At 43.8% G+C, this 25,222-nt stretch carries 19 protein-coding genes; 12 read left to right on the forward strand and 7 right to left on the reverse strand.

What is annotated here, in order from left to right; translation table 11 throughout:
• Together JMX94_RS10170 and JMX94_RS10175 are read left to right on the forward strand one after the other, a co-directional pair.
• Positions 1-432 (forward strand): NnrS family protein (locus JMX94_RS10170; protein WP_201565237.1); only part of this gene is annotated, 432 nt, incomplete at its 5' end.
• Between the two features lie 177 nt (positions 433-609).
• A complete protein-coding gene (locus JMX94_RS10175; protein WP_201565238.1) occupies positions 610-1,197 on the forward strand; it encodes an Rrf2 family transcriptional regulator in 588 nt (195 codons plus the stop codon).
• A gap of 247 nt (positions 1,198-1,444) precedes the next feature.
• Here the strand turns inward: JMX94_RS10175 and JMX94_RS10180 are convergent, their stop codons facing one another.
• Both JMX94_RS10180 and JMX94_RS10185 read right to left on the reverse strand, forming a co-directional pair.
• Positions 1,445-2,191 carry a hypothetical protein gene (locus JMX94_RS10180; RefSeq protein WP_201565239.1) on the reverse strand — a complete coding sequence of 249 codons (747 nt, stop codon included), beginning with the start codon at positions 2,189-2,191 and terminating at the stop codon, positions 1,445-1,447.
• A gap of 321 nt (positions 2,192-2,512) precedes the next feature.
• Positions 2,513-3,517, reverse strand: a complete 1,005-nt coding sequence (locus tag JMX94_RS10185) for a dienelactone hydrolase family protein (RefSeq protein WP_201565240.1) — start codon at positions 3,515-3,517, stop codon at positions 2,513-2,515.
• 552 nt (positions 3,518-4,069) lie between these two features.
• On the opposite strand from JMX94_RS10185, the gene JMX94_RS10190 reads away from it, so the two are divergent.
• From JMX94_RS10190 to mmsB, 8 genes are all read left to right on the forward strand, one after another.
• Positions 4,070-5,254, forward strand: coding sequence for an MFS transporter (locus JMX94_RS10190; RefSeq protein WP_201565281.1), 1,185 nt, complete (start codon positions 4,070-4,072; stop codon positions 5,252-5,254).
• Positions 5,255-5,669: 415 nt separating this feature from the next.
• Entirely contained in the window at positions 5,670-7,340 is a 1,671-nt protein-coding gene (locus JMX94_RS10195; RefSeq protein WP_201565241.1) for a fatty acid--CoA ligase, read from the forward strand.
• A 309-nt stretch (positions 7,341-7,649) separates the two neighbouring features.
• Positions 7,650-9,758 carry a propionate--CoA ligase gene (locus JMX94_RS10200; RefSeq protein WP_227673603.1) on the forward strand — a complete coding sequence of 703 codons (2,109 nt, stop codon included), beginning with the start codon at positions 7,650-7,652 and terminating at the stop codon, positions 9,756-9,758.
• Between the two features lie 281 nt (positions 9,759-10,039).
• Complete coding sequence (locus JMX94_RS10205; RefSeq protein ID WP_201565242.1) at positions 10,040-11,524, forward strand: CoA-acylating methylmalonate-semialdehyde dehydrogenase; 1,485 nt, start codon at positions 10,040-10,042, stop codon at positions 11,522-11,524.
• A gap of 196 nt (positions 11,525-11,720) precedes the next feature.
• Positions 11,721-12,881, forward strand: a complete 1,161-nt coding sequence (locus tag JMX94_RS10210; protein ID WP_201565243.1) for an acyl-CoA dehydrogenase family protein — start codon at positions 11,721-11,723, stop codon at positions 12,879-12,881.
• 118 nt (positions 12,882-12,999) lie between these two features.
• Complete coding sequence (locus JMX94_RS10215) at positions 13,000-13,782, forward strand: enoyl-CoA hydratase (protein WP_201565244.1); 783 nt, start codon at positions 13,000-13,002, stop codon at positions 13,780-13,782.
• Between the two features lie 72 nt (positions 13,783-13,854).
• Complete coding sequence (locus JMX94_RS10220) at positions 13,855-15,123, forward strand: enoyl-CoA hydratase/isomerase family protein (protein WP_227673604.1); 1,269 nt, start codon at positions 13,855-13,857, stop codon at positions 15,121-15,123.
• Positions 15,124-15,224: 101 nt separating this feature from the next.
• Positions 15,225-16,184, forward strand: a complete 960-nt coding sequence (gene mmsB, locus JMX94_RS10225; RefSeq protein WP_201565245.1) for a 3-hydroxyisobutyrate dehydrogenase — start codon at positions 15,225-15,227, stop codon at positions 16,182-16,184.
• Positions 16,185-16,341: 157 nt separating this feature from the next.
• Here the strand turns inward: mmsB and JMX94_RS10230 are convergent, their stop codons facing one another.
• Positions 16,342-17,100 (reverse strand): IclR family transcriptional regulator, encoded by a 759-nt coding sequence (locus tag JMX94_RS10230; protein ID WP_201565246.1) that lies wholly within the window; start codon positions 17,098-17,100, stop codon positions 16,342-16,344.
• A gap of 653 nt (positions 17,101-17,753) precedes the next feature.
• Here JMX94_RS10230 and JMX94_RS10235 point away from each other — a divergent pair.
• The gene (locus JMX94_RS10235; RefSeq protein WP_201565247.1) at positions 17,754-18,611 is read left to right on the forward strand and encodes a hypothetical protein; all 858 of its coding nucleotides are present in this window, start codon (positions 17,754-17,756) and stop codon (positions 18,609-18,611) included.
• A 120-nt stretch (positions 18,612-18,731) separates the two neighbouring features.
• Here the strand turns inward: JMX94_RS10235 and JMX94_RS10240 are convergent, their stop codons facing one another.
• The 3 genes from JMX94_RS10240 to JMX94_RS10250 form a co-directional block, all read right to left on the reverse strand.
• Positions 18,732-19,532 carry a 4'-phosphopantetheinyl transferase superfamily protein gene (locus JMX94_RS10240; protein WP_227673605.1) on the reverse strand — a complete coding sequence of 267 codons (801 nt, stop codon included), beginning with the start codon at positions 19,530-19,532 and terminating at the stop codon, positions 18,732-18,734.
• A 206-nt stretch (positions 19,533-19,738) separates the two neighbouring features.
• Positions 19,739-20,257 (reverse strand): peptidoglycan-associated lipoprotein Pal, encoded by a 519-nt coding sequence (gene pal, locus JMX94_RS10245; RefSeq protein WP_183618461.1) that lies wholly within the window; start codon positions 20,255-20,257, stop codon positions 19,739-19,741.
• Between the two features lie 151 nt (positions 20,258-20,408).
• On the reverse strand, positions 20,409-21,074 hold the full coding sequence (locus JMX94_RS10250; RefSeq protein ID WP_201565248.1) for a DUF6231 family protein: 666 nt from the start codon (positions 21,072-21,074) through the stop codon (positions 20,409-20,411).
• A gap of 272 nt (positions 21,075-21,346) precedes the next feature.
• Here JMX94_RS10250 and pepN point away from each other — a divergent pair, with 272 nt between their 5' ends.
• Positions 21,347-23,989 (forward strand): aminopeptidase N, encoded by a 2,643-nt coding sequence (gene pepN, locus JMX94_RS10255; protein ID WP_201565249.1) that lies wholly within the window; start codon positions 21,347-21,349, stop codon positions 23,987-23,989.
• A 150-nt stretch (positions 23,990-24,139) separates the two neighbouring features.
• Here pepN and JMX94_RS10260 read toward each other — a convergent pair whose 3' ends face one another.
• Positions 24,140-25,222: a 3-deoxy-7-phosphoheptulonate synthase gene (locus JMX94_RS10260; protein ID WP_201565250.1), complete on the reverse strand. Its 1,083-nt coding sequence runs from the start codon at positions 25,220-25,222 to the stop codon at positions 24,140-24,142.

Consider the following 25,222-nt stretch of genomic DNA (forward strand, 5'->3'; position numbering starts at 1 on the left):
CGCTTAGTTGGCTGGTATCATCGTGGTATTTGGCAAAAACCGTTACTATGGTCGTTATATATCGCCTTTTTAGGGATGTGTGTGAGCTTTGTATTGTACGCACTGCAGCCATGGTTAGGCTATAATCACAGCATTGCGGTACATGGATTATCGATTTCCGGTATTGGCATGATGACGGTGGCGATGATGGCGCGGGTGTCGCTCGGTCATACGGGGCGCAGTATTCATCAGCCACCCAAAATCGTCAATGCGATGTTCGCGCTTATGGCAGTGGCGTTTGTCAGTCGGGTATTTTTGCCATTAATCGATATGAGTCATTACTTATTATGGATTATGCTGGCACAAAGCGCTTGGATAGCTTGTTTTGCCTTGTTTTGTATCAGTTATTTGCCGATACTGGCACGCCCGCGCCCAGATGGTTTATTTGGCTAATAAGGTGTTAAAACGGTTAAAATGCAACTGATTTAAAATTTAAGTCCTTCAAACGTTAAACAGCTTTAAAAGTTAAACCGTTTAAAAGCTAAAGCGACTTAAAACATAGCATTTTAAAAAATACCATTATTTCAAATTATAAAGTTAATAGTTATAACAAACATTGGAGTGCAAAAAATGCGACTGACCAACTATAGTGATTATGCGCTGCGCTCATTAATATATTTGGCGACCAAGCCTGAGCCGCACCTATTGGCAAATATCAGTGATATTGCCAACAGTTATCACATTTCTAGAAGTCATTTGACCAAAATTATTCATCAGCTCGGGCAACTTGGCTATATAGATAGCGTGCGCGGTAAAAACGGTGGGATTCGCTTGGCGTGTGCGCCAAAAGACATCAATTTGGGGGTGTTAATCAAACAGATTGAGCCTGATTTTAATTTGGTTGAATGTTTTTCGACCGATTTATTGATTAATCCTAAGCCTGACAACGCTAATTCTGACAGCTCTTTTAATGGTACTGATGATAATGCGGTTGCCAAAGATCTGTCTTTGACGCTGATTGATGAGGAAGCAAGTGCGGGGGTCAAGTCAGGCTGTATTATCAGTCCTGTCTGTCAGCTAAAACAGGTATTCTTTGAAGCATTGACCGCTTTTATCAACGTCCTTGAGCGTTATACATTGGCAGATATTATCAGTAATGAGGCAGAGCTTGCGGAGTTATTGTTTTATAGAAATGGACTAAATAGTTTTGTAGAATAGAGGTTTTATATAGTCAGTTCAAAATAAAAGCGCTACGTTATAGCTATGTGCGACTGGTATAAATTTTTCTTGCTTGCTGTGCGCCTTGCACTCCAGAGGCTTCGAAAAATTCATCCCAGTCGCACTGTATCAATTTTAAAGTGATTCTACTATATATAAAATCGCCACAAAAAAGGCTGCCCCGCTAGTAATAGTATGGGCAGCCTTTTTTATTATCAATTTTTAAAGCAGCTAAGCCTCTAAGCGTTTAAGCATTTTCAAGCTTAGGACGGGCTTTATCAATGGCTTTTAATAAGGCTTTTTCAAACTCACCCTCTTTAAACTTCACTAAATAAGAATGCGCGGCACAGAAGTTACGTACCTCGCGCCATTCATGCGCCAGATTGGTCGCCCAGTCGCAATACTGCTTGCCAGCATTGGGCTCATCTTTTAGTGCTTTTTTGGTCGTTGGGTGCAATAACAGTTCCGGTAGCACCGCTTCTAGTAATTTGGTTGGTGGACTCATAAAAGTATCATCGACGTGCAAGCTTTTACTGGCAGGATGGAATACCAACAGCGAGCCTGCATGAATCATCTCATTGGGCGAGATATAATGAATACCTTTTGACATAGAAAACTTCAGCTCAGGGTAGCGCTTGGCGACCGCATCACTTTCGACCAAATCGTCTGCCCATTGAATTTCGGGGATTTTTTTATGATGACGGCTACTGCCATAAAAAGTTGCTTGCGGGAAGTCCTTTGCCATTTGTGCGCAGTGGACAGTATGAAAGGGGTGGACATTGAGCACCGCTTCGACATCTTGCCCATTGTTGGTTAACGCCATTACCTCAGCGCGTACGTCGCCGGTGAGCTCGTAGCTGTCTAAAAATATAAAGCGACCTGAGGCTAATTTTACAAGCGAGCATTGAGTGCCTATATTTAGCACCCCGCCTAAGCGAAACGTGCCACGAATATTCCAAAATCCTGCACCCAAATCATGTATTTTATCGGTCATTGATACTTTTCCTTAATGGTTATTTTGTTAGTTTTTTAATTATTAGTAATAGCAATGAATTATGCATACGTTCTGATTATGGTTTTTTAAGTGCGTAAAGTCTGTAAGGAAAAGGATATTAGCAATATAAATATGTAAGTGTAAAAACGCGGCCAAATGGTCAGTTTAATAGAAAAGGGGCCATTCAGAATAGCATTTCAAAATAGCGATCTGCTGAGATAACTTCTTCTTCCTTCTGTGCTTGCTTGCTGTGTGCTTTAGTCTCCAGTGGCTGCGCAAAACTTATCCCAGCCGCGCTGTATTGTTTTTAGCTTAAATTGACTATACACAATTCTTATAATCGTAAGCCGATATACGGGGGCTGTTGCCATAATTTTCATTGTTGCATAAAAATTTATCGAAGCGAGTATCACCATTTATGTAGCGATGCATCCAAGCAATACCTGGTTTACTGAGTAATATCTCGTTAAAGCGATAGCTTGGACAAAAGTGGCTGCCATTTTTTATCTCAATCTTCATTTTTGCGCCAGCAGCATTATTATAAAATGGACTGCTGTACTTTTTATTAGAGGCAATACGGTCATTTTGACAGGTAATAAATAAAGCAGGCGTGTCCATGTTGCCGTAGTCTTTATCATGATAGGGCGTTTGCGGAATAATGGCTCGAACGTCACTGCGCTTGGTCGCTAACTGCAGCGCGCCACCACCGCCCATTGACCAGCCGATAGCGCCTAAACGTGTGCTATCTATTTGCGCACCCACCGTACTATCGCTAAGAATATGATCGAGTGCGGCGCTCAACTGCGTCGCACGGCTATCGGGGTCATCATAAATAGGGTTGGTATCGATAGTAATCACCACAAATCCCCAAGATGCCAGACGTGGCCCCCACCATTTGATAGAGGCTTCATAAGACACATAACCGGGAATCACCGCGATACCGCCTAACAGACCGCAGTCACCAGCATTGGTAGGATAATGAATGGTTCCGCCGCCGAAGCCATTGGCTAGTTGCCGAGGAACAGATTTACTTGCCACCGTAAAAGGACCATTATCGCGCGTAGCTGACAGCTCAGCCGCTGTAATGACACTGTCAGGAATACAGTTTGAGGTAGGCGATGCTGATGTTGTCGTGGTTAAAGGTATTTTAGTTGCGGGCACTTTGGTTGCTAAGGTGGCGGTTGACAGCTCATTAATTGACAGCTTTTCAATTACTGGCTGTTTAATTGGGGTTACTTGTTCTGATGTGACCGCTGCCACATGCATAGAAACAATCAGTGCGCCTGTCGCGGCAATCAATCTTGGATAAATAGCGTTGTTTAACATGATAAAGGGTCTATTATTTGAGGTCTTTTTGTATGTAAGGTTTATTCTGTGCGTTACTTTATTCTATGCATTACTTTGTCAGGCTAGGGCTAAAGTGGCGATATCAATCATAAATAGCAGGGCAAAATAATAGTAGACAGTAATCTATTAGCTGTCAAAAATATTAATCACCTCTACAGTGTTAAAATCAGCCTAGCGTTTTAGGGTTGAAAAATTTGTCATTAAAAGCACTTGAATAAAAATCCTTTATTATAAATAACATTCATAAATAGCATCGCGAATAACACACCGAAACCCGAGTCTGGTATTTGCTGTGATAAACTCACAAACCATGCATCGTTTTATAGTCAGTCATAAGTTTTATTATTATAACGATTTCATGCTATCGCTTTATTTCTCTCACCTATGCCGTCTAGCTTCCAGCTAAAAAAGGCGTCCAATATAGTCAGTAATACTTTGAATAATAATATAAATAACAGTATAGATAATGATAGCGATGTTAATGGCAAAGCCGCTGGTATTAGCCAAGATAACAGCGACATCAATCGCCGTATGAACACGCCCTTTAACGCGCCTTCATGGGTATTGAAGCTGACGATTGGCTTGATTGGGATGTTTGCTTTTTTGCAGGTCTATTCTATTCAGGCTATTTTGCCAGTATTGATGGTGGATATGTCCGCAACTGAGGTGCAGGCGGGCATGATTGTCGGCGCTACCATATTGGCGATTGCTATCATGTCGCCATTTTTGGGCATGCTTTCTGATGCCGTTGGTCGCAAATCATTTATCGTCGGGGCGCTCTTGTTTTTAGCGATACCTACTGCATTAATTGCCCAAAGTCCCAATATCGGTTGGATGGGCATGTGGCGATTTATGCAGGGATTGTCTGTACCGGGTATTACGGTGGTGACGATTGCTTATATCGGTGAAGAGTTTGAGGGGCGCGCGGTCACTGAGCTGATGTCGTTTTATGTGTCAGGCTCGGTACTTGGCGGCTTTATGGGGCGTTTTTTACTTGGGCACTTGCATGAGCTTATCGGTTGGCGCGCCGGATACTATGTGATGGCAGGTATGACGCTTATCGGGGCGCTATGGGTCGGTAAAATGCTACCATCGTCACGGCACTTTATTGCCAATCCTAATTTTCGCTCAGCCATGCAGACCCTTGGTGAGCATTTAGTCAACCGTTATGTCGTCACGTCCTGCTTGCTTGGTGCTTGTGTGCTGTTTTCTTTGGTAGGCTGTTTTACGTTTATTAATTTGCATTTGGCCGATACACCTTATGAATTAAGCACAGGTGCGCTTGCCAATATTTTTGCCGTGTATTTAATAGGCGTTATCATCACCCCATTATCAACGACGTTGCTACGCCGATTTGGCTCAGCGCGTACGGTTCGAGTAGCGATGGTTATCTCGATGCTTGGCGTGCTGCTAACATTGCTAACACCGCTTTGGGGAGTCGTGATAGGGCTTGCTGTTATGTCCACTGGCGTCTTTATTACGCAAGCTGCCACCATCAGTTATATCGCGGTCAATGTTAAAAAAGGACGTTCATTGGCGTCGGGCTTATATTATATGGGTTATTACGCAGGCGGCACGATGGGCGCGTGGCTCTGCGGCATCGCTTATGCGCGTGGCCAATGGTCGCTGACGGTTTGGTTATTATTGTTTGTACAAGTGCTGGCGTTATTGGTTGCTAGCATTGGTATGGTCAAAACAAATCCTCGCGCGAATTAAGAGGGTCTTTCGATAGCATTTTTTGAGCGCCTATTATTAAGAAAATGATTCTTTTGATAAACTGGCTTTTAGTGCAGCACATTTTAATATAGCAATTTTTAGCACTATATCTATTCACTTAATATGGCCTTGTCATAACATAATAACTCGTGTGTTTAAATGCCAATCAACGTACTGGCCATCGTATGCTACTTACGCAAGCACGCTTTACATAGCCTAGGTTTTTTCTTACTATCAATAGAGCTTATTAAGAATGACGATAAGCATCACAATCATTTATAACCGCGTTTATACCACTCATAATGGTAAAAAAGACAATAAAAATGCTAAGTTTTTATATGTTTCCTGACCTATTAAAATAGCTATCAAAAGTGCTTTTAAAATACGTAACGCCATCCACAAGGAAGTCAAATTTATGTCAAATATTTATCATAGTGCGCCGTCAGCCTACGATTATCCGCTAATCGTCAAGCAACTGTTAAATCGTGCCAAAACGGTGTCGCTAGAGCAAGAAATCGTTTATGCCGATAAAAAACGCTTCACTTATAAAGAGTTATTTGGACGTATCAATCGCTTAGCCAATGTTTTAGCAGATTTAAAGCTTGATGCCGGTGATGTGATTGCAGTCATGGATTGGGACAGTCATCGCTACTTAGAATCGTACTTTGCCATACCGATGTCAGAATATATCTTGCAAACCGTCAATATCCGCCTGTCACCTGAAAAAATCCTTTATACCATCAACCATGCTAAACCAAAAGTATTGCTGCTCAACTCTGAGTTTGCGCCCTTGGTGAAAGATTATCAGTTTGAAAACTCTAGTATTGAGCATATTATTTGGCTTGATGACAATGGCGTGACGCATGAAGGCGTCTTTGGCGGCAATCAAAATCGTGTCACCGGTGAATATGAAGCGCTGTTAGATGCCGCTAGTAGCGAGTTTGAATTCCCAGATTTTGATGAAAACACCATTGCCACCACCTTCTATACTTCAGGTACGACCGGCGATCCAAAAGGCGTGTTCTTTAGCCATCGTCAATTGGTATTACATACGCTGACGGAAGCGGCGTCATTGGGCATGCTGCCTAACAAGCAAGGCGTCAGTTATGGCGACGTTTATATGCCGATGACGCCGATGTTCCACGTTCATGCGTGGGGTTTCCCGTTTACCGCCACTATGGTTGGTTTAAAACAAGTCTATCCAGGTCGCTATGCACCCGATGTATTGATGGATTTAATTATCAATGAAAAGGTCAGTATCACCCATTGCGTACCAACGATTTTGCAGATGGTGCTCAAAGAAGCGCAAGATCGCGATGCCAGTTTTAATGGTTTAAAAATGATTATCGGTGGCTCTAAACTGACCGAAGGCTTAGCAAAAGCAGCATTGGCGCAAGGTATCGAAGTTTATACTGGCTATGGTATGTCTGAGACCGCCCCCCTTATTAGCTTGACAGAATTTAGCCTCAATGAGCCTGAAATGTCTGCAGAAGAAGATATCGCCCGCCGTTGTATGACCGGTAAGCCGGTACTGATGGTAGACGCTCAAGTATGGAATACTGACAATGAATCTGTCGGTATGGGTAAAGACAATACGGGCGAGTTGGTGCTGCGCGCGCCTTGGTTAACGCAAAGCTATCTGAAAAACGACGATGCGGGTAAAGAGCTGTGGGAAAATGGCTATATGCATACGCAAGATATCGCCTACATCCAGCCTGATGGTTATATTAAAATTACTGATCGTCTAAAAGACGTGATCAAATCAGGCGGTGAGTGGATATCGTCATTAGAGATTGAGACGATTTTATCGTTACATCCAGCGGTGGCTGACGTGTCAGTGATTGGTGTGCGTGATAAGCAGTGGGGCGAGCGTCCGCTAGCCTTGATTGTGCTTAAACCTGCTTGCCAAGATACCAGCGCCGATGACATCAAAGCGATTGCCGAGCAAGCTGTTGAGCGCGGTATTATTCCTAAGTATGGCGTGCCAAGTCAGTTTAAATTCGTCGATGAGCTACCAAAAACCTCGGTAGGGAAACATGACAAAAAAGTCATGCGCGAGATGTATGCCAATCAAACAGAGGTGTAATCGCTTAGAGTGGTTAACTTTTAATGCGATTATAGCTAGCAAAGTATCAAGTAGCTGACACGCTTAATAGTTGACCTTTATCACTAGCTCTGCTACATTTTAAACCGATACATAACGTATCGGTTTTTCAGTTCTGGCAGGGATAGCCAGTTTTATATTATGATATTATTGAATAAGAGCGTATCTTATAAAGCATCATATTATGAAGTTATATCTTATAAAATTGCTTCTTACAACATCGCTTCTTATAACATTGCTTTTTATAAAAACTTACAGCATTACCCATCGTTTACGCTAAGGACAGCCATTATGAACGAGCAAGCTAACTCTCAAACCAGCAATCAAAGCAGTCATCAAACCAGCAATCAAGCTGTGAATCACAATAATAATCAAAGCTTCAATCAATCCTCTAGCCAAAATTCTCAAGCGTCATTTGATAGCAAACAAACCTTTGCAGATATTTATCAGTCCTCCATTGATAATCGCGAGCAGTTTTGGGCTGAGCAAGCCAAGCGCATTTATTGGCATAAAGAGCCTGAGCAAATCCTTGATGACAGCAATCTGCCGTTTGCTAAGTGGTTCGTCGGCGGTGAGACCAACCTTTGTTATAACTGTGTCGATCGCCATCTTGCAGAGCGCGCAGAGCAGGATGCTTTTATTTGGCTATCCTCTGAGATTAACCAAGAATTAATAGAAACCTTTCCTACCGTCGTCGATGCCTTTAAAGATTTGGGCAATAACGTTGAGCTTTATACCGACTATACCAAGCGTCGTCTGACTTATAATGACCTTTATAAAGAAGTCAATTACTTTGCCGATGTGCTACAGCGTCACGGAATCGGCAAGGGCGATCGCGGCATCATCTATATGCCTATGATATTAGAAGCCGCTTATGCCATGCTAGCCTGCGCGCGTATCGGTGCGGTGCATTCGGTGGTATTTGGGGGCTTTGCTGCCCATAACTTGGCCATTCGTATGGATGATGCCGAAGCAAAAATGGTCATCACAGTAGATGCGGGTCTACGTGGCGGTAAGGTTGTTAATTATAAGAGCTTGGTCAATCAAGGCGTTGAGCAAGCAACGGTCAAGCCCGAGCATGTACTAGTCGTCAATCGTGGTGTGTTGCCGTTTGAGAAAAAAGCTATCGATGTCGATTATGCAACCCAGCGCCGTATCAGCTGTGAAGCCAATGCAATTGTTGAGCCAGTATGGTTAGAGTCCAATACGCCATCCTATCTGCTTTATACCTCAGGTACTACCGGTACACCAAAGGGTGTACAACGCGATACCGGCGGTCACGCAGTGGCGCTAACGACATCGATAGATTATATCTACGATGGCAAAGCGAGCGAGACCTTTTGGGCGATATCAGATATCGGCTGGGCAGTTGGACATTCTTATACCATTTATGCGCCATTGCTCGCTGGTATGACCAGTGTAATGTATGAAGGCTTGCCACATCGTCCAAACCCAGGTATTTGGTGGCGGATTGTCGAAGCCAATAAGGTTAATATTTTATTTACCGCACCGACCGGTGTGCGTATGCTAAAAAAACAAGATGAGACTTGGATGACCCGCTACGACGTCTCAAGCCTTAAGTCATTCTTTTTGGCAGGTGAGCCACTTGATGAGTCAACGGCCAATTGGCTGACCAAGCATTTAGGGGTGCCGATTTTAGATCATTATTGGCAGACAGAGTCAGGCTGGCCAATTCTAAGTAATACGCCCAAATTTAATCATAAACCGCACAAACAAGGCTCACCTGGTTATCCTATGTATGGTTATGATGCCCACGTGATAAACGAAGAAACCGGCGAGCTTTGTAAAGCTGGCGAAAAGGGCTTGCTCGCCATTCGCGCGCCCTTGCCACCAGGTTGTCTCACAACCGTATGGCGTAATGACGAGCGCTTTATCAGCAGCTATTTTGGTCTGTTTGATGGTAAGCAATACTCAACCTCGGACTATGCAGTGACGGATGAAGATGGTTATTTTTATATCTTAGGACGTACGGATGATGTGATTAACGTCGCCGGCCACCGTATCGGTACTCAAGAGATTGAAGAGGCGATAAGCACCCATCCAGAGATGGCAGAGTGTGCGGTCGTGGGTATTCAGGACGAATTAAAAGGCGAGTTGCCCATTGCTTTTTGTGTGTTAAAAGATCATGAACAAGTGGCGACGACCGAAAACCGTTTCCGTATTGAGCAGCAAGTCATCGGTGCGGTGGTAAAATCGCTTGGCGGTATTGCCAGACCGGCAGCGATTTATTTCCCGCAAGCATTACCAAAAACGCGCTCCGGCAAAATATTACGCCGCGCTATTCGTGCTTTAGCGGAAGGTAATGAGACGGGAGATATGTCAACGCTTGATAACCCAACCGCGATTGATGCGATTAAGCAGTCCATGAAAGATTATTGATTGCTTAGAAATAATGATCACTAATGTAGTTTAAAAGCTCATGAATAATCATGGGCTTTTTTTACTAAAGCGTGCCACTTATCAATGCTGATCACTAAGGTTACCAAAATTTCAACAAAGCACTTGACCCTAAAATTGATTTATTGCTATAGTCAATAACGATACGAAATAAATCATTTTAAAAATTAAGTTTGATTGATAAAAACTTATCGTTTTTATCTCTTTTTTGAATACTAGGACACCATAAAAGGGTAGTCTCGCAAACAAGATAAGGATATCTTATGCACCACGTTAAACAGCTTATTAATGGTCAATTCGTTGATTCTAATACCAGTGAATGGATTGATATCACCGATCCCGCCACGCAAGAAGTTATTGCCAAAGTTCCGCAAACCACTGACGATGAAATCAACCAAGCCGTCGCTGCCGCTCAGAAAGCCTTTCAGACATGGCGCAAAACGCCAATCACCACGCGTGCGCGTATCTTTTTAAAGTATCAAGCACTCATACGCGATCATATGGATGAGCTGGCAGAAATCCTGACAGCAGAGCAGGGCAAGACTATCGCTGATGCGCGCGGGGATGTATTCCGTGGTCTAGAAGTCGTCGAACATGCCGCAGGTATTGCCAATCTGCAAATCGGCGACTTCGTTGAAAACGTCGCCTCAGGCGTAGACACTTATAGTATCTGGCAGCCATTGGGCGTCTGTGCTGGTATCACGCCGTTTAACTTCCCAGCGATGATTCCACTATGGATGTTCCCAATGGCGATTGCCACGGGTAATACATTCATTCTAAAGCCTTCTGAACAAGACCCGATGGTCACCATGCGTTTGGTTGAGCTTGCGGTCGAAGCTGGCGTGCCTGAAGGTGTGTTAAACGTCGTACATGGCGGCAAGGCGACGGTTGATGCCATTTGTGATCACCCAGATATTAAGGCGGTTTCATTCGTTGGCTCAACCAACGTTGGCAAGCATGTCTATGAGCGCGCTAGTAAATCTGGTAAGCGCGCCCAGTGTATGATGGGTGCGAAAAACCATGGCGTTATCCTACCTGATGCCAATAAAGAGCAAACACTCAATCAGCTAGCGGGTGCAGCATTTGGTGCCGCCGGTCAACGTTGTATGGCGCTGTCAGTCGTGGTGCTAGTTGGCGCAGCAGGGGAATGGATTGACGATATTAAAGCTAAAGCAGAAGGCTTAGTGGTCTCAGCAGGTAAAAACGACAAGGACTTAGGTCCGCTCATTTCACCAGCAGCAAAAGCGCGTGTTGAGCATTTGATTGGTACAGGGGTAGAAGAGGGCGCCAGTCTACTTCTTGATGGTCGCGGTATCACGGTTGAAGGCTTTGAGAAAGGCAACTTTGTAGGACCAACTATCTTTGATAACGTCACCGCTGATATGCAAATTTATCAGCAAGAAATCTTTGGACCAGTACTTTGTATCATGCGTGCAGCCGACCTTGATGAAGCGATTGAGCTGCTAAATGCCAATCCATATGGTAATGGTACGGCGATCTTTACTCAGTCAGGCGCTGCTGCGCATAAATTCCAGCAGGATGTGCAGGTCGGTCAAATCGGTATTAACTTGCCAATTCCTGTGCCACTACCAATGTTCTCGTTCTCAGGCTCACGTGCTAGTAAGCTGGGTGATCTCGGTCCTTATGGTAAGCAAGCGGTGCAATTTTATACTCAAACCAAAACAGTCACTGCCCGCTGGTTCGATGATGAGGCAAGCCGCGGTGTCAATACCACTATTTCAATGTAATCGCTAATCCAATATATTGGCAGCATCTAAATAACATAGTGACAATCTTACTCAGTATGTTTTTAACAAAGCATAATTTATGATAGTCGTTATAGCGCTGCTATACTGTATAACCAACACGGTTTAAACCACAGTAGACTGACGGCTTATAACCTTCTCTCCACCATATTTGCTATGCAAGCACAAGGATGACCCTATGGATTTCTCATTGACCGAAGACCAAATTGCCTTTCGCCAAACCGCTCGGCAGTTTGCTCAAAAAGAGCTAAAGCCCAATGCGGCTGAATGGGATCGTACCTCACACTTCCCAGTCGATGTTATTAAGAAATCAGGCGAGCTTGGCTTTTTGGGGCTGTATACCAACCCAGACTATGATGGTTTAGGGTTACCACGCTTAGACTCTGCCATGGTGTTTGAGGAGCTGGCATGGGGTGATACGGCAGTCGCTGCTTATATGAGTATCCATAACATGGCGAGCTGGATGATTGGTGAATATGGTAGCGATGCTTTGTGTAAAAAGTATTTGCCCAATATGGTCAGCGGTGAATGGCTTGGTAGCTATTGCTTAACTGAGCCGAATGCCGGTTCTGATGCCGCCTCATTACGCACCAAAGCCGATAAGCAAGGCGACCATTACGTGCTCAATGGAGAGAAAACCTTTATCTCAGGCGCAGGCTCAACCGATGTGTTGGTAGTCTTGGCGCGTACAGGCGGCGCAGGACCAAAAGGGGTTTCTGCATTTGTGGTAGACGCTGATAGCGCTGGTATCGAATATGGTAAAAACGAGCATAAAATGGGCTGGAAAGCGCAGCCAACCCGTACTATCAGCTTTAAAGATGTCAAAGTACCAGTAGAAAATCTCATCGGTGAAGAAGGCCAAGGTTTTCGTATTGCGATGAAAGGCTTGGATGGCGGTCGTATTAATATTGGTATCTGTGCGGTAGGTACGGCGCAGTCAGCGCTAGAGACAGCGACCAATTACGTGCAAGAGCGTAGCCAGTTTGGTAGCCCGATTGCCAGCTTACAATCAGTACAGTTTAAGCTTGCTGACATGCTTACCCAAACCATTACTGCGCGGCAAATGCTGTATCTAGCGGCAAGTAAAGTCGATAACAATGATGGGCAAGCTTCTACTTACTGTGCGATGGCAAAGCGTCTCTCCACGGATCTTTGTTTCGATGTTGCCAATGAAGCCTTACAGTTGCATGGCGGTTATGGCTATCTAAATGAATATCCGCTTGAGCGCCATGTACGAGACTTGCGTGTGCATCAGATTTTGGAAGGCACCAATGAGATCATGCGAGTGATTGTCTCGCGCCAGCTTATGCAAGATGATGCATTGAGTCAATTGCGTTAATCGTAGTACACAGCAATTTTATAGCAATACTTTAAGTGCTCTATGATTTTCTAGGGCTCTTTTACCTAGCGTCTCACCAATAAATCGTACCAAATTCAGATAAAATAAAGGATTATTTATGACGGATTATACCAATCTCAAGTTATCAATTGACGGCCACATTGCTACCGTGACACTGAATAACCCACCAGCTCACACGTGGACGATGGACAGTCTGCCAGCGCTCAAACAGCTGGTTACTGACCTTAATGCCAACGATGATGTTTATGCCTTAATTATCCATGGCGATGGTGAGAAATTCTTTTCAGCAGGTGCGGATTTAAATAATTTCTCTGACGGTGATAAAGGCCAAGCAATCAGCATGGCAATCGCGTTTGGTGAAGCGTTTGAAGCACTATCAGCGTATCGCGGTGTCAGTATTGCAGTCATCAACGGCTATGCGATGGGCGGTGGACTTGAGTGCGCGTTGGCCTGTGATATCCGTATCGCAGAAGCGCATGCACAGATGGCCTTACCAGAGACCGGCGTGGGTTTATTGCCATGCGCGGGCGGTACGCAGAATCTGCCTTTGCTGATTGGTGAAGGCTGGGCGAAACGTATGATATTGTGCGGTGAGCGCGTCGATGCTGAGACAGCATTACGCATTGGCTTAGTCGAAGAAGTTACGGCAAAAGGTGGCGGTTTACTAGCGGCGCAAGCGCTAGCGCAAAAAGTCGCTAAGCAATCTCCTGTTGCCGTCAGTTACTCTAAACAGCTTATCCAAGCGGCAAGAAATACCCCGCCTGCCCAAAACCTTATCCATGAGCGCGAAGCTTTTGTTAAGTTGTTCGACACCAAAGATCAGCGCGAAGGCGTGCAAGCGTTTTTAGAGAAGCGCAAACCCACTTGGCAAAATAAATAGGCCAAAATAAATAGGCCAAATTAAATCAGACTTAGCGCTAATATTTTTCCTTTTAATTTTTAGGTTACTTTTATGACAGCAGCTACGACAGCGACGGACGATACTAATAATCAAAATTCCGTAGAAAACATCACACAAGAAGCGCCGGTATTGTTCGATACTGAGCCGACAGAGTGTGGCCATCTGATTGGAATCATGACGTTAAATACGCCCAAATCTCTCAATGCGCTCAGTGTCGAGATGTGTCAGTTATTAGCCCAGCAGCTAGAGCAGTGGCAAAATGACGATCAGATAGTGGCATTGGTATTAAAAGGAGCAGGTGACAAGGCATTTTGTGCTGGCGGCGATATCCGTAAGCTCTATGACAGCATGTCCAGCAGTGCGCCGCTACCGAATCCTTATGCGACAGAGTTTTTTGGTCATGAATACCGTCTTTATCGGCAGATGCATTTTTATCCAAAGCCATTAATCCTCTGGGGCGACGGCATTATTATGGGTGGCGGCATGGGTTTGATGGCAGGTTGTAGTCATCGTTTGGTCACTGAGCGCACCCGCTTTGCTATGCCAGAAGTGACTATTGGACTGTTCCCAGATGCTTCTGGTAGTTGGTTCTTGCAGCGTATGCCAGCTAAAACAGGTTTATTTTTAGGGCTAACAGGTGCGATGTGTAATGGCAATGACGCTTTATTAGCCAATCTTGCAGAGTATGCCGTTGCCAGTAGTGATTACGAGGCCATCATACAAAGTTTAAAACAGAGCGATTGGCAAGTGGCAGCAAGTAGCACCGATAAATGTCACAACAATAGCGCCCATAGTATCGTTAGCCGCGCACTGGCAGCACAACCAGTAGCCGAATTGCCTGCTAGCAAATTAGCGACATATTGGCATCCTATCCAACAGTTGATGAACAGCGGCGGACTGGGAGATATTGATGCACTTCTACAAAGCGATGAGGCGCTGGCAAAGCTAGATACAGACTTTGCAGCAGACAGCTGGACGCAGCGGGCAGTAGACACTTATCGTCAAGGTTGCCCAGTTACTGTCGCTCTGACCTACGCGCTTTATCATAAAGTCACGGACTTATCGCTAGAGCAGGTTCTGTATTTAGAGGCCAACGTAGCGGTGCATTGTGCGGCCAATCCTGACTTTAAAGAAGGCGTACGTGCGCTACTGATTGACAAAGATCGCAACCCACAATGGTCACGTTCATTAGCAGAGTGTCTCAGCACCGAAGGGCAGGAATATATACATCAGCACTTTGTAAACCCTTATGCTAAAGGCGAGCATCCCTTAGGCGATTGGTTGGGTGATGAAGCGTTAGGCAGCCAGCTTGTGCGCTAAGTATCTTTAACTATATATAAAGCACTATAAACAATCTAAATTAAATAATGCAATACCATATGTAGCACTGTCTGCATAAGCAATCATCAAGGAGCGATGAGATGGGAACAAAGGATTCAGGTTTAAGCAATACAGCTACGACCGATAATAATACTGCTAAGCCAAATATAGCTTTCATTGGGCTTGGCAATATGGGCGCACCGATGGCAGAGAACTTATTAAAGGCAGGTTATACGCTCTCTGTCTATGACTTGTCTGAGGAGGCGACCCAGCGCTTGCAGCAAGCAGGTGCCAGTGTAGCTAATAGCCCTAAAGATGCTGCGAGCAATGCACAAGTCATTATTAGCATGTTGCCTGCGGGCAAGCACGTTCATTCTGTCTATCTAGGAAATAATGGGGCTGAAGGCCTACTAGCAGAACTGCCCAAAGGCACATTGGTCATCGATAGCAGTACCATCGCTGCAGCTGATGCAAGATTGGTAGCAGAGGCAGCAAGTAAGCTTGGCATAGACTTCTTAGATGCGCCAGTCTCCGGCGGTACAGGCGGCGCCATCGCTGGTAGTTTAACCTTCATCGTTGGTGGCAGCGACGATGCGTTCGCCAAAGCTGAGCCGATACTAGCCGTTATGGGTAAAAACATCTTCCATGCTGGCGAGCACGGTGCTGGACAAGTTGCGAAAATCTGCAACAACATGCTGTTAGGCATTCTAATGGCGGGAACAGCAGAGGCGATTAATTTAGGCGTTAAAAATGGCCTCGACCCTAAAGTGCTATCAGATATTATGCTACAAAGCTCAGGTCGTAACTGGACACTAGAAGTCTATAACCCTTATCCGCAAGTGATGGAGAACGTCCCATCTAGCAATGGTTATAAAGGTGGCTTTATGAGTAAGCTGATGCAAAAGGATCTTAACCTTGCGATGCAAACGGCTAAGGATACCGATGTTGAAACTCCAATGGGTGCCAAAGCGACGGAGCTTTACGAAGCACATACGATAGACAACGGTGATAAAGACTTTTCTAGTATTATGGCGCGTCATGATAGCTCAGTACTATCTTAACGCTCTAAACGCTTAAAATTGTTAATTTATTTTGAATATTGTGCTTTAACGAAATATTAAAGACTATTTTCCAAAGCACTATCAAAAAAGGTCTGCGCTAGTTTTATAGCGCAGACCTTTTTGTGTTAGCTCATATTTTTTCTTAATGATACAGGCTCTAGTTTTGCAGCTCATACACCAAAGCTTGAATATCCTGCGCCGCTGTTTGTAAACGAGGCACGTGTGTCATTAGATCATCTAATGACACACGGATGGTTGGGGCATGAATATATAAAGAGGCCAAATAGCGTGACTTTTTATCCAGCACCGGTACCGATACCGCTACCATCTCTGAGATAAACTCTTCATTGTCGATACCGATACCGGTCTCCGCAATACGATCAAGCTCGGCATTTAACCCATCAATATCCGTAATCGTATTTTTGGTAAATTTATCTAGTGGTAGCCCTTGCAGTATTTTAGCGCGGCTGGTCGCCGATAACTGGCTTAAATAAAGCTTACCGGTGGCCGTACACCACATCGGTGATTTTGCGCCGACAGGGAGATAAATCTGTAACGGTAACGAGGTGTTAGCACGATTGGTATACATCATGTCCATCTGATAAGGAATGGCAATACCACAGGTCTCTTTAATCTCATCAACCAATTTTTGCAAAATTATTTGGCGCTCATTAAAGAACTGACGCTGTTGCCAAAGCTCGACGCTCAAATTACGTACCCGTTTGCCAGGAATAATACCGCCACCAATATCCACCGTAACAAACCCTTCATCGACCAAATTTTGAATCAATCGATGAATGGTCGGTTTTGGGATATCAAGCTCTTGCGATAGCTCAAGTGGCGAGAGGGGCTTGGAAGCGTAAGATACGGCTTCGATAATCTCTAACACACGGGTAATCGACGATACTTTAGGCATATAGATGGCTCAATAAGAATGATAAAAATAAAGCAGAGAACAAAAGACGCCGTAATCAGTCAGTTAAAGACCAGTAAATTCATAGTCTAAAAGCAACTTTATGACTAAGACTAATTTAGCATATTATGGCGCTTAGACAAGCTTATATCTTATTAAATATAAACACATTTATGTACCATACTGCTATTCATACTAAGTATTAACTAACAGCTTTCTAAATCATCTGGTTTTTAAGTTATTTGGCTTCTAAATTATCAGTGATTAGGTAATGTTAGATACGTTAACTCACAAACCACAACAAACTGTAGTAATAAACTCCATAACTGTAATTGAGTTAAAGTGTGACATAGGTCATTATACTGACATGTTTTGTAATACCTTTACATGAGCGTTAAGCGATTCAATATTCGTGTTTGTGCTATTCAGTTGCTTTGAGAGTATTGTGTAACAGGAAAGCGAAGTTTTGCGGATTGGTGTAGCAATTATTACAATATCTATGCAATCTTTACATAACGGCAAATAAAAAGCGCATCCATGGGGGTGACTTTTCAAGCCAAAATTGTTTTAATCTGCTCAACAAAATGGTTGTTTAAAAAAAGCTAAATTATCATTTTTTTACGGGCGAGTTATTTCACACTTTAGGAGAGTATTCTATGAAACTTATTAAATTAACGGCAATCTCTGCTGCTGTTTTAGCATCAAGTGCTGCATTAGCAGCTGAGCCAGTTATCGTTGTTGACGGTAATGAAGCAGTTGTATACGAAGCTGAGCCAGTAGCTGTTGCATATCAAGCACAACCTGGTTATGCAGATGATGCTGACGCTGGTGTTGTAGGCAACACACTTGGTGGTACTAAAGGTTTCTTCAAACAAGTAGTAAACCCAGCATCTGTTAGTGCTGAAGTTGGTACTTTAGGTTATGGCGCTAACATCGGTTGGTCTCTAAACGAGAAAACTGAACTACAAGCTGGTTGGGCAGGTGGCGATGTTGCTGACCTATTCGGCGGTGACTTTGATGCAAACGATGTAAACTATGACGTTGATTCTGATTTTAGCAACCCATACCTAGGCGTACAATTACGTCCTACTGGTAACTGGTTCACAATGGGTGCTGGTATCATCGTTCCTGATAATGATTTTGATGTACGTGCAAATGCAAAAGGTCCTAACTTTAGAATTAACAACGTTGACTATAATGCCGCTGAAACAGGTACTTTAGAAGGTACTATGGAGCATCGTAATAAGTTAGCTCCTTATGCTACTATCGGTTTCCGTCCTAACATCACCAATAACTTTGGTTTGTTTGGTGAAATCGGCGCAGCGTATATGGGCCAAACTGATGCTACTGTTACTTCAAGCAATGCAAACGGTAACGTTACAGCTACAACTGTAAATGGTACTACTACTGTTAAGGGTAGTGATGTAGCTAAAGCAGCAGAAAAAGAGCTAGAAGATAAAGATTGGTTAGAGTGGATGCCAATTGTTAAAGTTGGTGCAACTTACCGCTTCTAAGCTAATCACAGTCTAAGGACTGTTGTTAGAAGATAAGTAGTAATAAAAAAACGATCCTGAAAAGGGTCGTTTTTTTTGTCTAAAATAAAGTCAGAATGATGTGCCTACATTAAGTACTTTTTAATAAACAATTACTGTCTGCTGTTTAGGTAATAAGACGAGATAGTAACCAGTTTTATCATCGTTAAACGCTAACAAAGGTAGCTGTGCCTGTGCTTCGATACCGTTCACTAAACCAGTAATGAGATAGGAGTAATCCATACCTAAACCTTGCGCAAGTTTATACTGATGAATTTTAATAAAACACTCTTTTATTTGCCATAGTAACTTAGCGACAGTATCACGTTGCATAAAAGTTAGAGCTTGTAAGATAGCAATCTCATTAATATGATAAAAGCGCTTTGCCACCCGCCATTCAACGTTATTGGTTTCTATGTCGATGCCTACAGGACGATGACAACTAATAACAACCGCAACTTTATTATCTAACCCATTAAAAGATTTTTCTCCACTCGGCTGAGTAGAAGTATTTGGACTACTCGCCCCAGTATGACTAAAGCACACGTAATATTGGCTGTTAACAAGTCGATAGGGGAAGCTTACGTCATCCAAACTGTCAATAATATCTAGCTTGTTAAGTAGAGATTGTAATAACAGGCGCACACCAGCACGTTGCTGCTGGCGCTGTTGATAAGCGATTTTGCGCGCGGATAAAGAAACGTTAGAAATATGGTAGCGCCAAGTAATATGACTGAATTTATCAGTGTCGATGTTTAATAGGTTTGCGTTAAATAATAATGGATTGCTGAATAAGTGCAAAGAATTTAGATGGCAAAATGCAGGTACCTGAGCCGTCGCGCACCACGTCGTGGAATCAAGTTGACTGTATTGGATATTATGTAAGTTTAAGGTTGGCATCATTTATTTATAGTAAAGGCTATTAGCTTAAAGCTGTTGAGAGATAGGTTTCTTCGTATTTTTAAATTGGTCATAGCTGCAAGTTATCAAAATATAAACCACTTTTAACCATTCATTTTAGCGTAGCAGAATGCAAAAAGCCCAACAATATATTTGCTGGGCTTTTTGCTACTCATTAATTTAGGCTAACAAAGTCTTATCAACAGTGATTAGTAAGACAATTCAGCACGGCGGTTTTGTGCATAGGCATCTTCAGTCGTACCGGCAGCTGCTGGACGCTCTTCACCATAACTGATGACACGGATATTATTTACCGCAACACCTTGGGCAGCAAGATAATCACGTGCAGCTTGGGCACGGCGCTCACCTAGGGCGATGTTATATTCACGGCTACCGCGCTCATCAGTGTGACCAGCGATAACAACACCGGCGTTTGGATTTGAGCTTAATAGACCGGCATGTTGGTTTAATACGCCAGCCGCTTGTGAGGTGATTTCACTGCTATCAAAGGCAAAGTATACAACCGCTTGTAGGTTCTCAGCACCAGTAATAACAGCATTTGAGTTACCGACGATAACCGCGCCGTTATAACCCGCTTGACCACCTGGGATACCTAGTGGGGCCACGACAACTTCTGAAGTCGCGCGTTTGTTGGCACAACCTGATGCCAATACCACAGCACTTGATAATACTGCTAGAGCAGCGATTTTTGAAAAACTGGTTGACATAATGAGCTCCTAAAATTTTAATGACATTTGTTGTTGTAAACTGCTTTTGGTAAAACTTAGGCAATTGCTATCTATCATATACTAAATGTTACTTTATGTAAGTAGTATTACTGTAAATAATTCGAGAATTTACATATACCTATCCGATATTTTACCAACGGTTCTTACCCCAATTTTCAGGGTTCGCCCAGTATTCAGCGTTGAGCCAGTTTGGCAATTGCTTATAATCGTACAAATTAAACTGCCAAAGTGTGGCGGATATGGGCGACGATGCCATCAATAAAGTGGTGTCTTTTTGATGAGTGATATCCTTGGCTAAAGATGCTTCGCTCAAAATATCGAACGGTGTCAAACCGTAAGCGCGCAAATCTATTGCCTTATCAAGCACGATAAGTAAATGGGCGGCATAGATGTCCCGATAGCGCATGAGTAGGGGGATATACTGTTGTAGTAATTCTGCTGATAAGGTAGGTAGCCAAAAGCAGGCCAAATTATAACGCTCAGGCCGCGCTTGTTGGGTAAGCTCGGTTAAAGTCGCTATAGGCAATGCTGCCATTTCATCATTATTTTCATCGTTCTTATAGAGACTATCAGGCGCGCTGCTTTTTATAATAGCAATGCTATCTCTAAGTTGGGCTTGCAGATTTAAGCGTTCTTGCTTATCTGGTACGACCCACAATATTTCACCCTGATGATTATCGACAGAGGTTAGTTGCTCAGTTGCTTGGCTCTGGGTAGGCGCGGCTAATGAAGGTAGTAATGCCTCAATATAAGCACTTAATAATGGTAAAGTAATGTTTGAAGCATCAGTCGTCATAAGGTTGGTCGTTTAATTGGTAGTCAGGTTAGCAATCAGCCTATTAAATCATGTTACTACGCATTATCCAATGATTAACTGCTGTGATTGATAAAGGCGATAGTGATTAATAAATGAATAAAAAGGCGAGCGGTTCGTGCTAGCCATGACTACTACCTGAGTAATAAATGCTAAGCTGGTTTTTATTCATCCTCGCACTTGAAATTTGGTGGTTTAGAGCAATGTAGCTAAGTGTTGTAAGCTTTTTATCATAAATAATAATAGGAACTTTCATGTCCACCACTGAAACCGCTGCTCAAATTATCAATCCTGACATGCCAGATGTGCCATCACATGCTCCAAGTAAAATTCATTTAAAAGACTATAGACCACCAAGCTTTGATGTGGAAACCGTTGATTTGGATATTAAGCTATTTGATGATCATGCCATTGTAGATAGTACTTTGGTGATGCAGCGTCAGACTGACGGCGACTTGGTGCTGTATGGCGAAGCGCTTGAGCTGATGTCCATTAAGCTTAATGATGAGCCGCTTGCTCGTAATCGTTATACGCAAGCTGAGGGCACATTAACCATTACCGATGCGCCAAAAAACACCAAATTACAGCTGCAAGTACGCATCCATCCGCATACCAATACGGCGCTTGAAGGCTTATATATTGCCGGCAGTGGTGACGATACCATGTTTGTCAGCCAGTGTGAGCCAGAGGGCTTTCGCAAGATTACCTTTTATCCAGACCGTCCTGATGTGCTGGCGATATTTACCACACGCTTAGAAGCCGATAAGCGTTTTCCAACGCTACTGAGTAATGGTAGTTTGCTCGAAGCGGGTGAAGTGGTGGATGCACCTGAGCGTCATTATGCGATTTGGCAAGACCCGACCAATAAGCCAAGCTATTTATTTGCTTGCGTTATCGCTGACTTAGATGTATTGACTGATAGCTATACGACGAGCGAAGGGCGTGAGGTAATGCTTGAGCTCTATGCGAAGTCGGAAGATATCGATAAATGTGCTGTCGGCATGCAAGCTTTAAAGGATTCGATGCAATGGGATGAGGTCAATTATGGTCGCGCTTACGATTTAGACCGTTATATGATTGTTGCGGTTAGCCAGTTTAATATGGGCGCGATGGAAAACAAGGGTTTAAATATCTTTAACACCGCTTGTGTACTGTCTAGCCCTGAGACCACCACAGATTCACGTAGCTTTAGTGTCAAATCTATCATTGCCCATGAATACTTTCATAACTGGACGGGCAATCGCATTACGTGCCGTGATTGGTTTCAGCTGTGTCTAAAAGAAGGCTTTACCGTTTATCGTGATCAATCATTTTCAGCCGACCAGCAGTCAAGTGCCGTCCAGCGTATCGATGATGTGGCAACCTTGCGTGCGCATCAGTTTGCTGAGGATGCAGGACCGTTAGCGCACCCTGTACGCCCTGAAAGTTTCGTTGAGATTAATAACTTTTATACCACCACTATTTATGAAAAAGGTGCTGAAATTGTCCGTATGATCGCCAATACGTTAGGGCCTGATAATTTCCGCAAAGGGACGGATGAATACTTCCGTCGTTACGATGGGCAAGCGGTCACGGTTGAAGACTTTTTATCGGCGCTTAGTATTACCGATAGCAAGATTGAGGACTTTATCGATTGGTATCGTCAGCCCGGTACGCCAGTGGTCTCTGGTCACCAAGTTTATGACAGCGCGACGCAAATATTGACCATTACCTTGAGTCAGCAAACTCGTCATGTTGCAGGCTTTGATGCACCAAAACCATTGCCGATACCCGTAGCGACCGCACTATTTGATAAAGATTCTGGTGCTATCGTCGCTGAGCGTATGTTGCTGCTCGATCAAGCCACACAAACCTTTACCTTTGAAAATGTAGTAAGCGAGCCAGTAGTATCCTTGCTACGTGATTTTAGCGCGCCAGTGCAGCTCAATTATGATTATCAAGATGAAGATTTGGCGTTTTTGCTTCAATATGAGAACAATGGCTTTAACCGCTGGCAAGTGACGCAAATGCTCGTCAATCGCATTTTACTGCAAGGTCAAGGCGCGAAAAGCAGCCCTGAGATATATTTGCAAGCAGTGGCGCAGACCTTACCTGAATTGGCTGCTAGTGATGCGATGTTGGCGGCGCGTTTGCTTGATATTCCGTCAGCACCAGAGTTGGCATCTGCTATTCATAAAGATTACGATCCAGAGCTGGTAAAAGCACAGCGTGAAGGCTTATATCAACAGCTGGCAGAGGCGCTAAAAGATCAATGGTCTGAGCTTTATAAGCAGCTACCGATGCAGGCTTATGAAGACAGTGCCGCCGCTCGTGGCACCCGTGCTTTACGTAATGTGGTACTCGATATGGCATTGACCGCCAACGTTGCCGGTGCAGATGAATGGGCGCAGCAGCAGTATGATAATGCCAGCTGTATGACAGAACGTTTTGGCGCGTTAAAAGTGATGGTCAATCATCAACTGGCAAATGCTGATGCCTATTTGGCAGACTTTTATAAGCGCTTCCAAAATAATGATTTGGTTATTGATTTATGGTTCAGCGTGCAAGCCTCCGCTGATACGGTCACACCTGATACTATTAAATCCTTACTTGCGCATGCAGATTTTGATTGGAATACGCCCAACCGTGTACGCTCAGTCATCAGCGCCTTTACCTCGCAACCAACAGTCTTATGGACACAAGAAGGTTTAGATATTTATATCGCTGTGATTAAAAAGCTGGATGACGCCAATCCGGTGTTAGCATCGCGTTTATTACAAGTGCTGGCACGTTGGAATACCTTGGCTGAACCACGTCGTCAAATGGCGCATGAGCAGTTGCTTGAACTGCAGAAGCAAGCGACTTCTAAGCACGTAATTGAAAGTTTGAACAGTGTTTTAGGGTCAGCGAGCGAGTAGGGTGAGTTAAATGACTCTATAACCATAAACTAAATTATTTTATAAGAAAAAGCCCGTCCGATATTATTATCGGACGGGCTTTTTTATGAAACACTTAATAATGCTTAAAAAACTTAATAACCTGTGCTTATGGGCAATTGTTATTAAAGATTAACGATTCGGTAATACGTCTTTAACCATGCCACGTAGATTGCGCATGGCAGTGACCGTGCTATCCCAATCTAAGCAACCTTCGGTGATAGATTTGCCATATTCAAGTTGGCTCAAATCAGCCGTCAGCTTTTGATTGCCGCCTTTTAGATGGCTCTCAATCATCAGACCGATGATAGATTTATTACCGTTTTTAATCTGCTCGGCAACGTTTTGGATGACCATCGGTTGTAGATACGGGTCTTTACCTGAGTTGGCATGGCTTGAGTTAATCATAATCTTACTATTGGTCTTGCCTTTTGCCAGCTCGTTTTCTACTCGCGCAACAGCGGTTTCATCATAGTTTGGCTTACCGTTACCACCGCGTAGTACCACGTGTGCGTAAGGATTGCCTTTTGATTTGATGATAGAAACTTTGCCATCTGCTGATAAGCCAAGGAAGCTATGGCCTTCTTTGACTGCTTGCATGGCATTAACAGCAACCGTCATGCCGCCATCTGTACCGTTTTTGAAGCCAACTGGGCACGATAAGCCCGAGCTCATTTCACGATGCGTTTGGCTTTCGGTCGTACGCGCGCCAATCGCTGACCAGCTAATCAAATCCTGCATGTACTGCGGCGTGTTTGGGTCTAATGCCTCAGTTGCACACGGCAGACCTTTTTCGTTTAAATCAAGTAGTAGCTTACGGGCAGTACGCAGACCTTTTTCGATATCAAAGCTGTCGTTCATATCAGGGTCGTTAATCATGCCTTTCCAGCCAACCGTGGTACGCGGCTTTTCAAAATAGACGCGCATCACAACGAAGATGCTGTCTTCAATCTCTTTTGCCAATACAGCTAAGCGATCGGCATATTCGTGGGCGGCTTTAATATCGTGAATAGAGCAGGGGCCAATAACCACAAATAGGCGCTTGTCTTTACCATCGAGGATATCTTGGATGGTATTGCGACCTTTTAGAACCGTGTTATAGGCGTCATTCGACAAAGGTAGCTCAGACTTTAGCTCAGCGGGAGTGATTAAAGGAATGAATTTTTCAATATTCACGTCGTCAATATCTGCATTATGGATAACTGGTGTTGTCAT

Origin of the sequence: Psychrobacter sp. CMS30, from assembly GCF_904846565.1 — a bacterium.
GTDB classification, from domain to species: domain Bacteria; phylum Pseudomonadota; class Gammaproteobacteria; order Pseudomonadales; family Moraxellaceae; genus Psychrobacter; species Psychrobacter maritimus.

Bases quoted from the DNA above. Each gene is read 5' to 3' on its own strand.
- JMX94_RS10175 (WP_201565238.1), top strand. From the start codon at position 610: ATGCGACTGACCAACTATAGTGATTATGCGCTGCGCTCATTAATATAT.
- JMX94_RS10180 (WP_201565239.1), bottom strand. From the start codon at position 2,191: ATGACCGATAAAATACATGATTTGGGTGCAGGATTTTGGAATATTCGT.
- JMX94_RS10185 (WP_201565240.1), bottom strand. From the start codon at position 3,517: ATGTTAAACAACGCTATTTATCCAAGATTGATTGCCGCGACAGGCGCA.
- JMX94_RS10190 (WP_201565281.1), top strand. From the start codon at position 4,070: ATGAACACGCCCTTTAACGCGCCTTCATGGGTATTGAAGCTGACGATT.
- JMX94_RS10195 (WP_201565241.1), top strand. From the start codon at position 5,670: ATGTCAAATATTTATCATAGTGCGCCGTCAGCCTACGATTATCCGCTA.
- JMX94_RS10200 (WP_227673603.1), top strand. From the start codon at position 7,650: ATGAACGAGCAAGCTAACTCTCAAACCAGCAATCAAAGCAGTCATCAA.
- JMX94_RS10205 (WP_201565242.1), top strand. From the start codon at position 10,040: ATGCACCACGTTAAACAGCTTATTAATGGTCAATTCGTTGATTCTAAT.
- JMX94_RS10210 (WP_201565243.1), top strand. From the start codon at position 11,721: ATGGATTTCTCATTGACCGAAGACCAAATTGCCTTTCGCCAAACCGCT.
- JMX94_RS10215 (WP_201565244.1), top strand. From the start codon at position 13,000: ATGACGGATTATACCAATCTCAAGTTATCAATTGACGGCCACATTGCT.
- JMX94_RS10220 (WP_227673604.1), top strand. From the start codon at position 13,855: ATGACAGCAGCTACGACAGCGACGGACGATACTAATAATCAAAATTCC.
- mmsB (WP_201565245.1), top strand. From the start codon at position 15,225: ATGGGAACAAAGGATTCAGGTTTAAGCAATACAGCTACGACCGATAAT.
- JMX94_RS10230 (WP_201565246.1), bottom strand. From the start codon at position 17,100: ATGCCTAAAGTATCGTCGATTACCCGTGTGTTAGAGATTATCGAAGCC.
- JMX94_RS10235 (WP_201565247.1), top strand. From the start codon at position 17,754: ATGAAACTTATTAAATTAACGGCAATCTCTGCTGCTGTTTTAGCATCA.
- JMX94_RS10240 (WP_227673605.1), bottom strand. From the start codon at position 19,532: ATGATGCCAACCTTAAACTTACATAATATCCAATACAGTCAACTTGAT.
- pal (WP_183618461.1), bottom strand. From the start codon at position 20,257: ATGTCAACCAGTTTTTCAAAAATCGCTGCTCTAGCAGTATTATCAAGT.
- JMX94_RS10250 (WP_201565248.1), bottom strand. From the start codon at position 21,074: ATGACGACTGATGCTTCAAACATTACTTTACCATTATTAAGTGCTTAT.
- pepN (WP_201565249.1), top strand. From the start codon at position 21,347: ATGTCCACCACTGAAACCGCTGCTCAAATTATCAATCCTGACATGCCA.
- JMX94_RS10260 (WP_201565250.1), bottom strand. From the start codon at position 25,222: ATGACAACACCAGTTATCCATAATGCAGATATTGACGACGTGAATATT.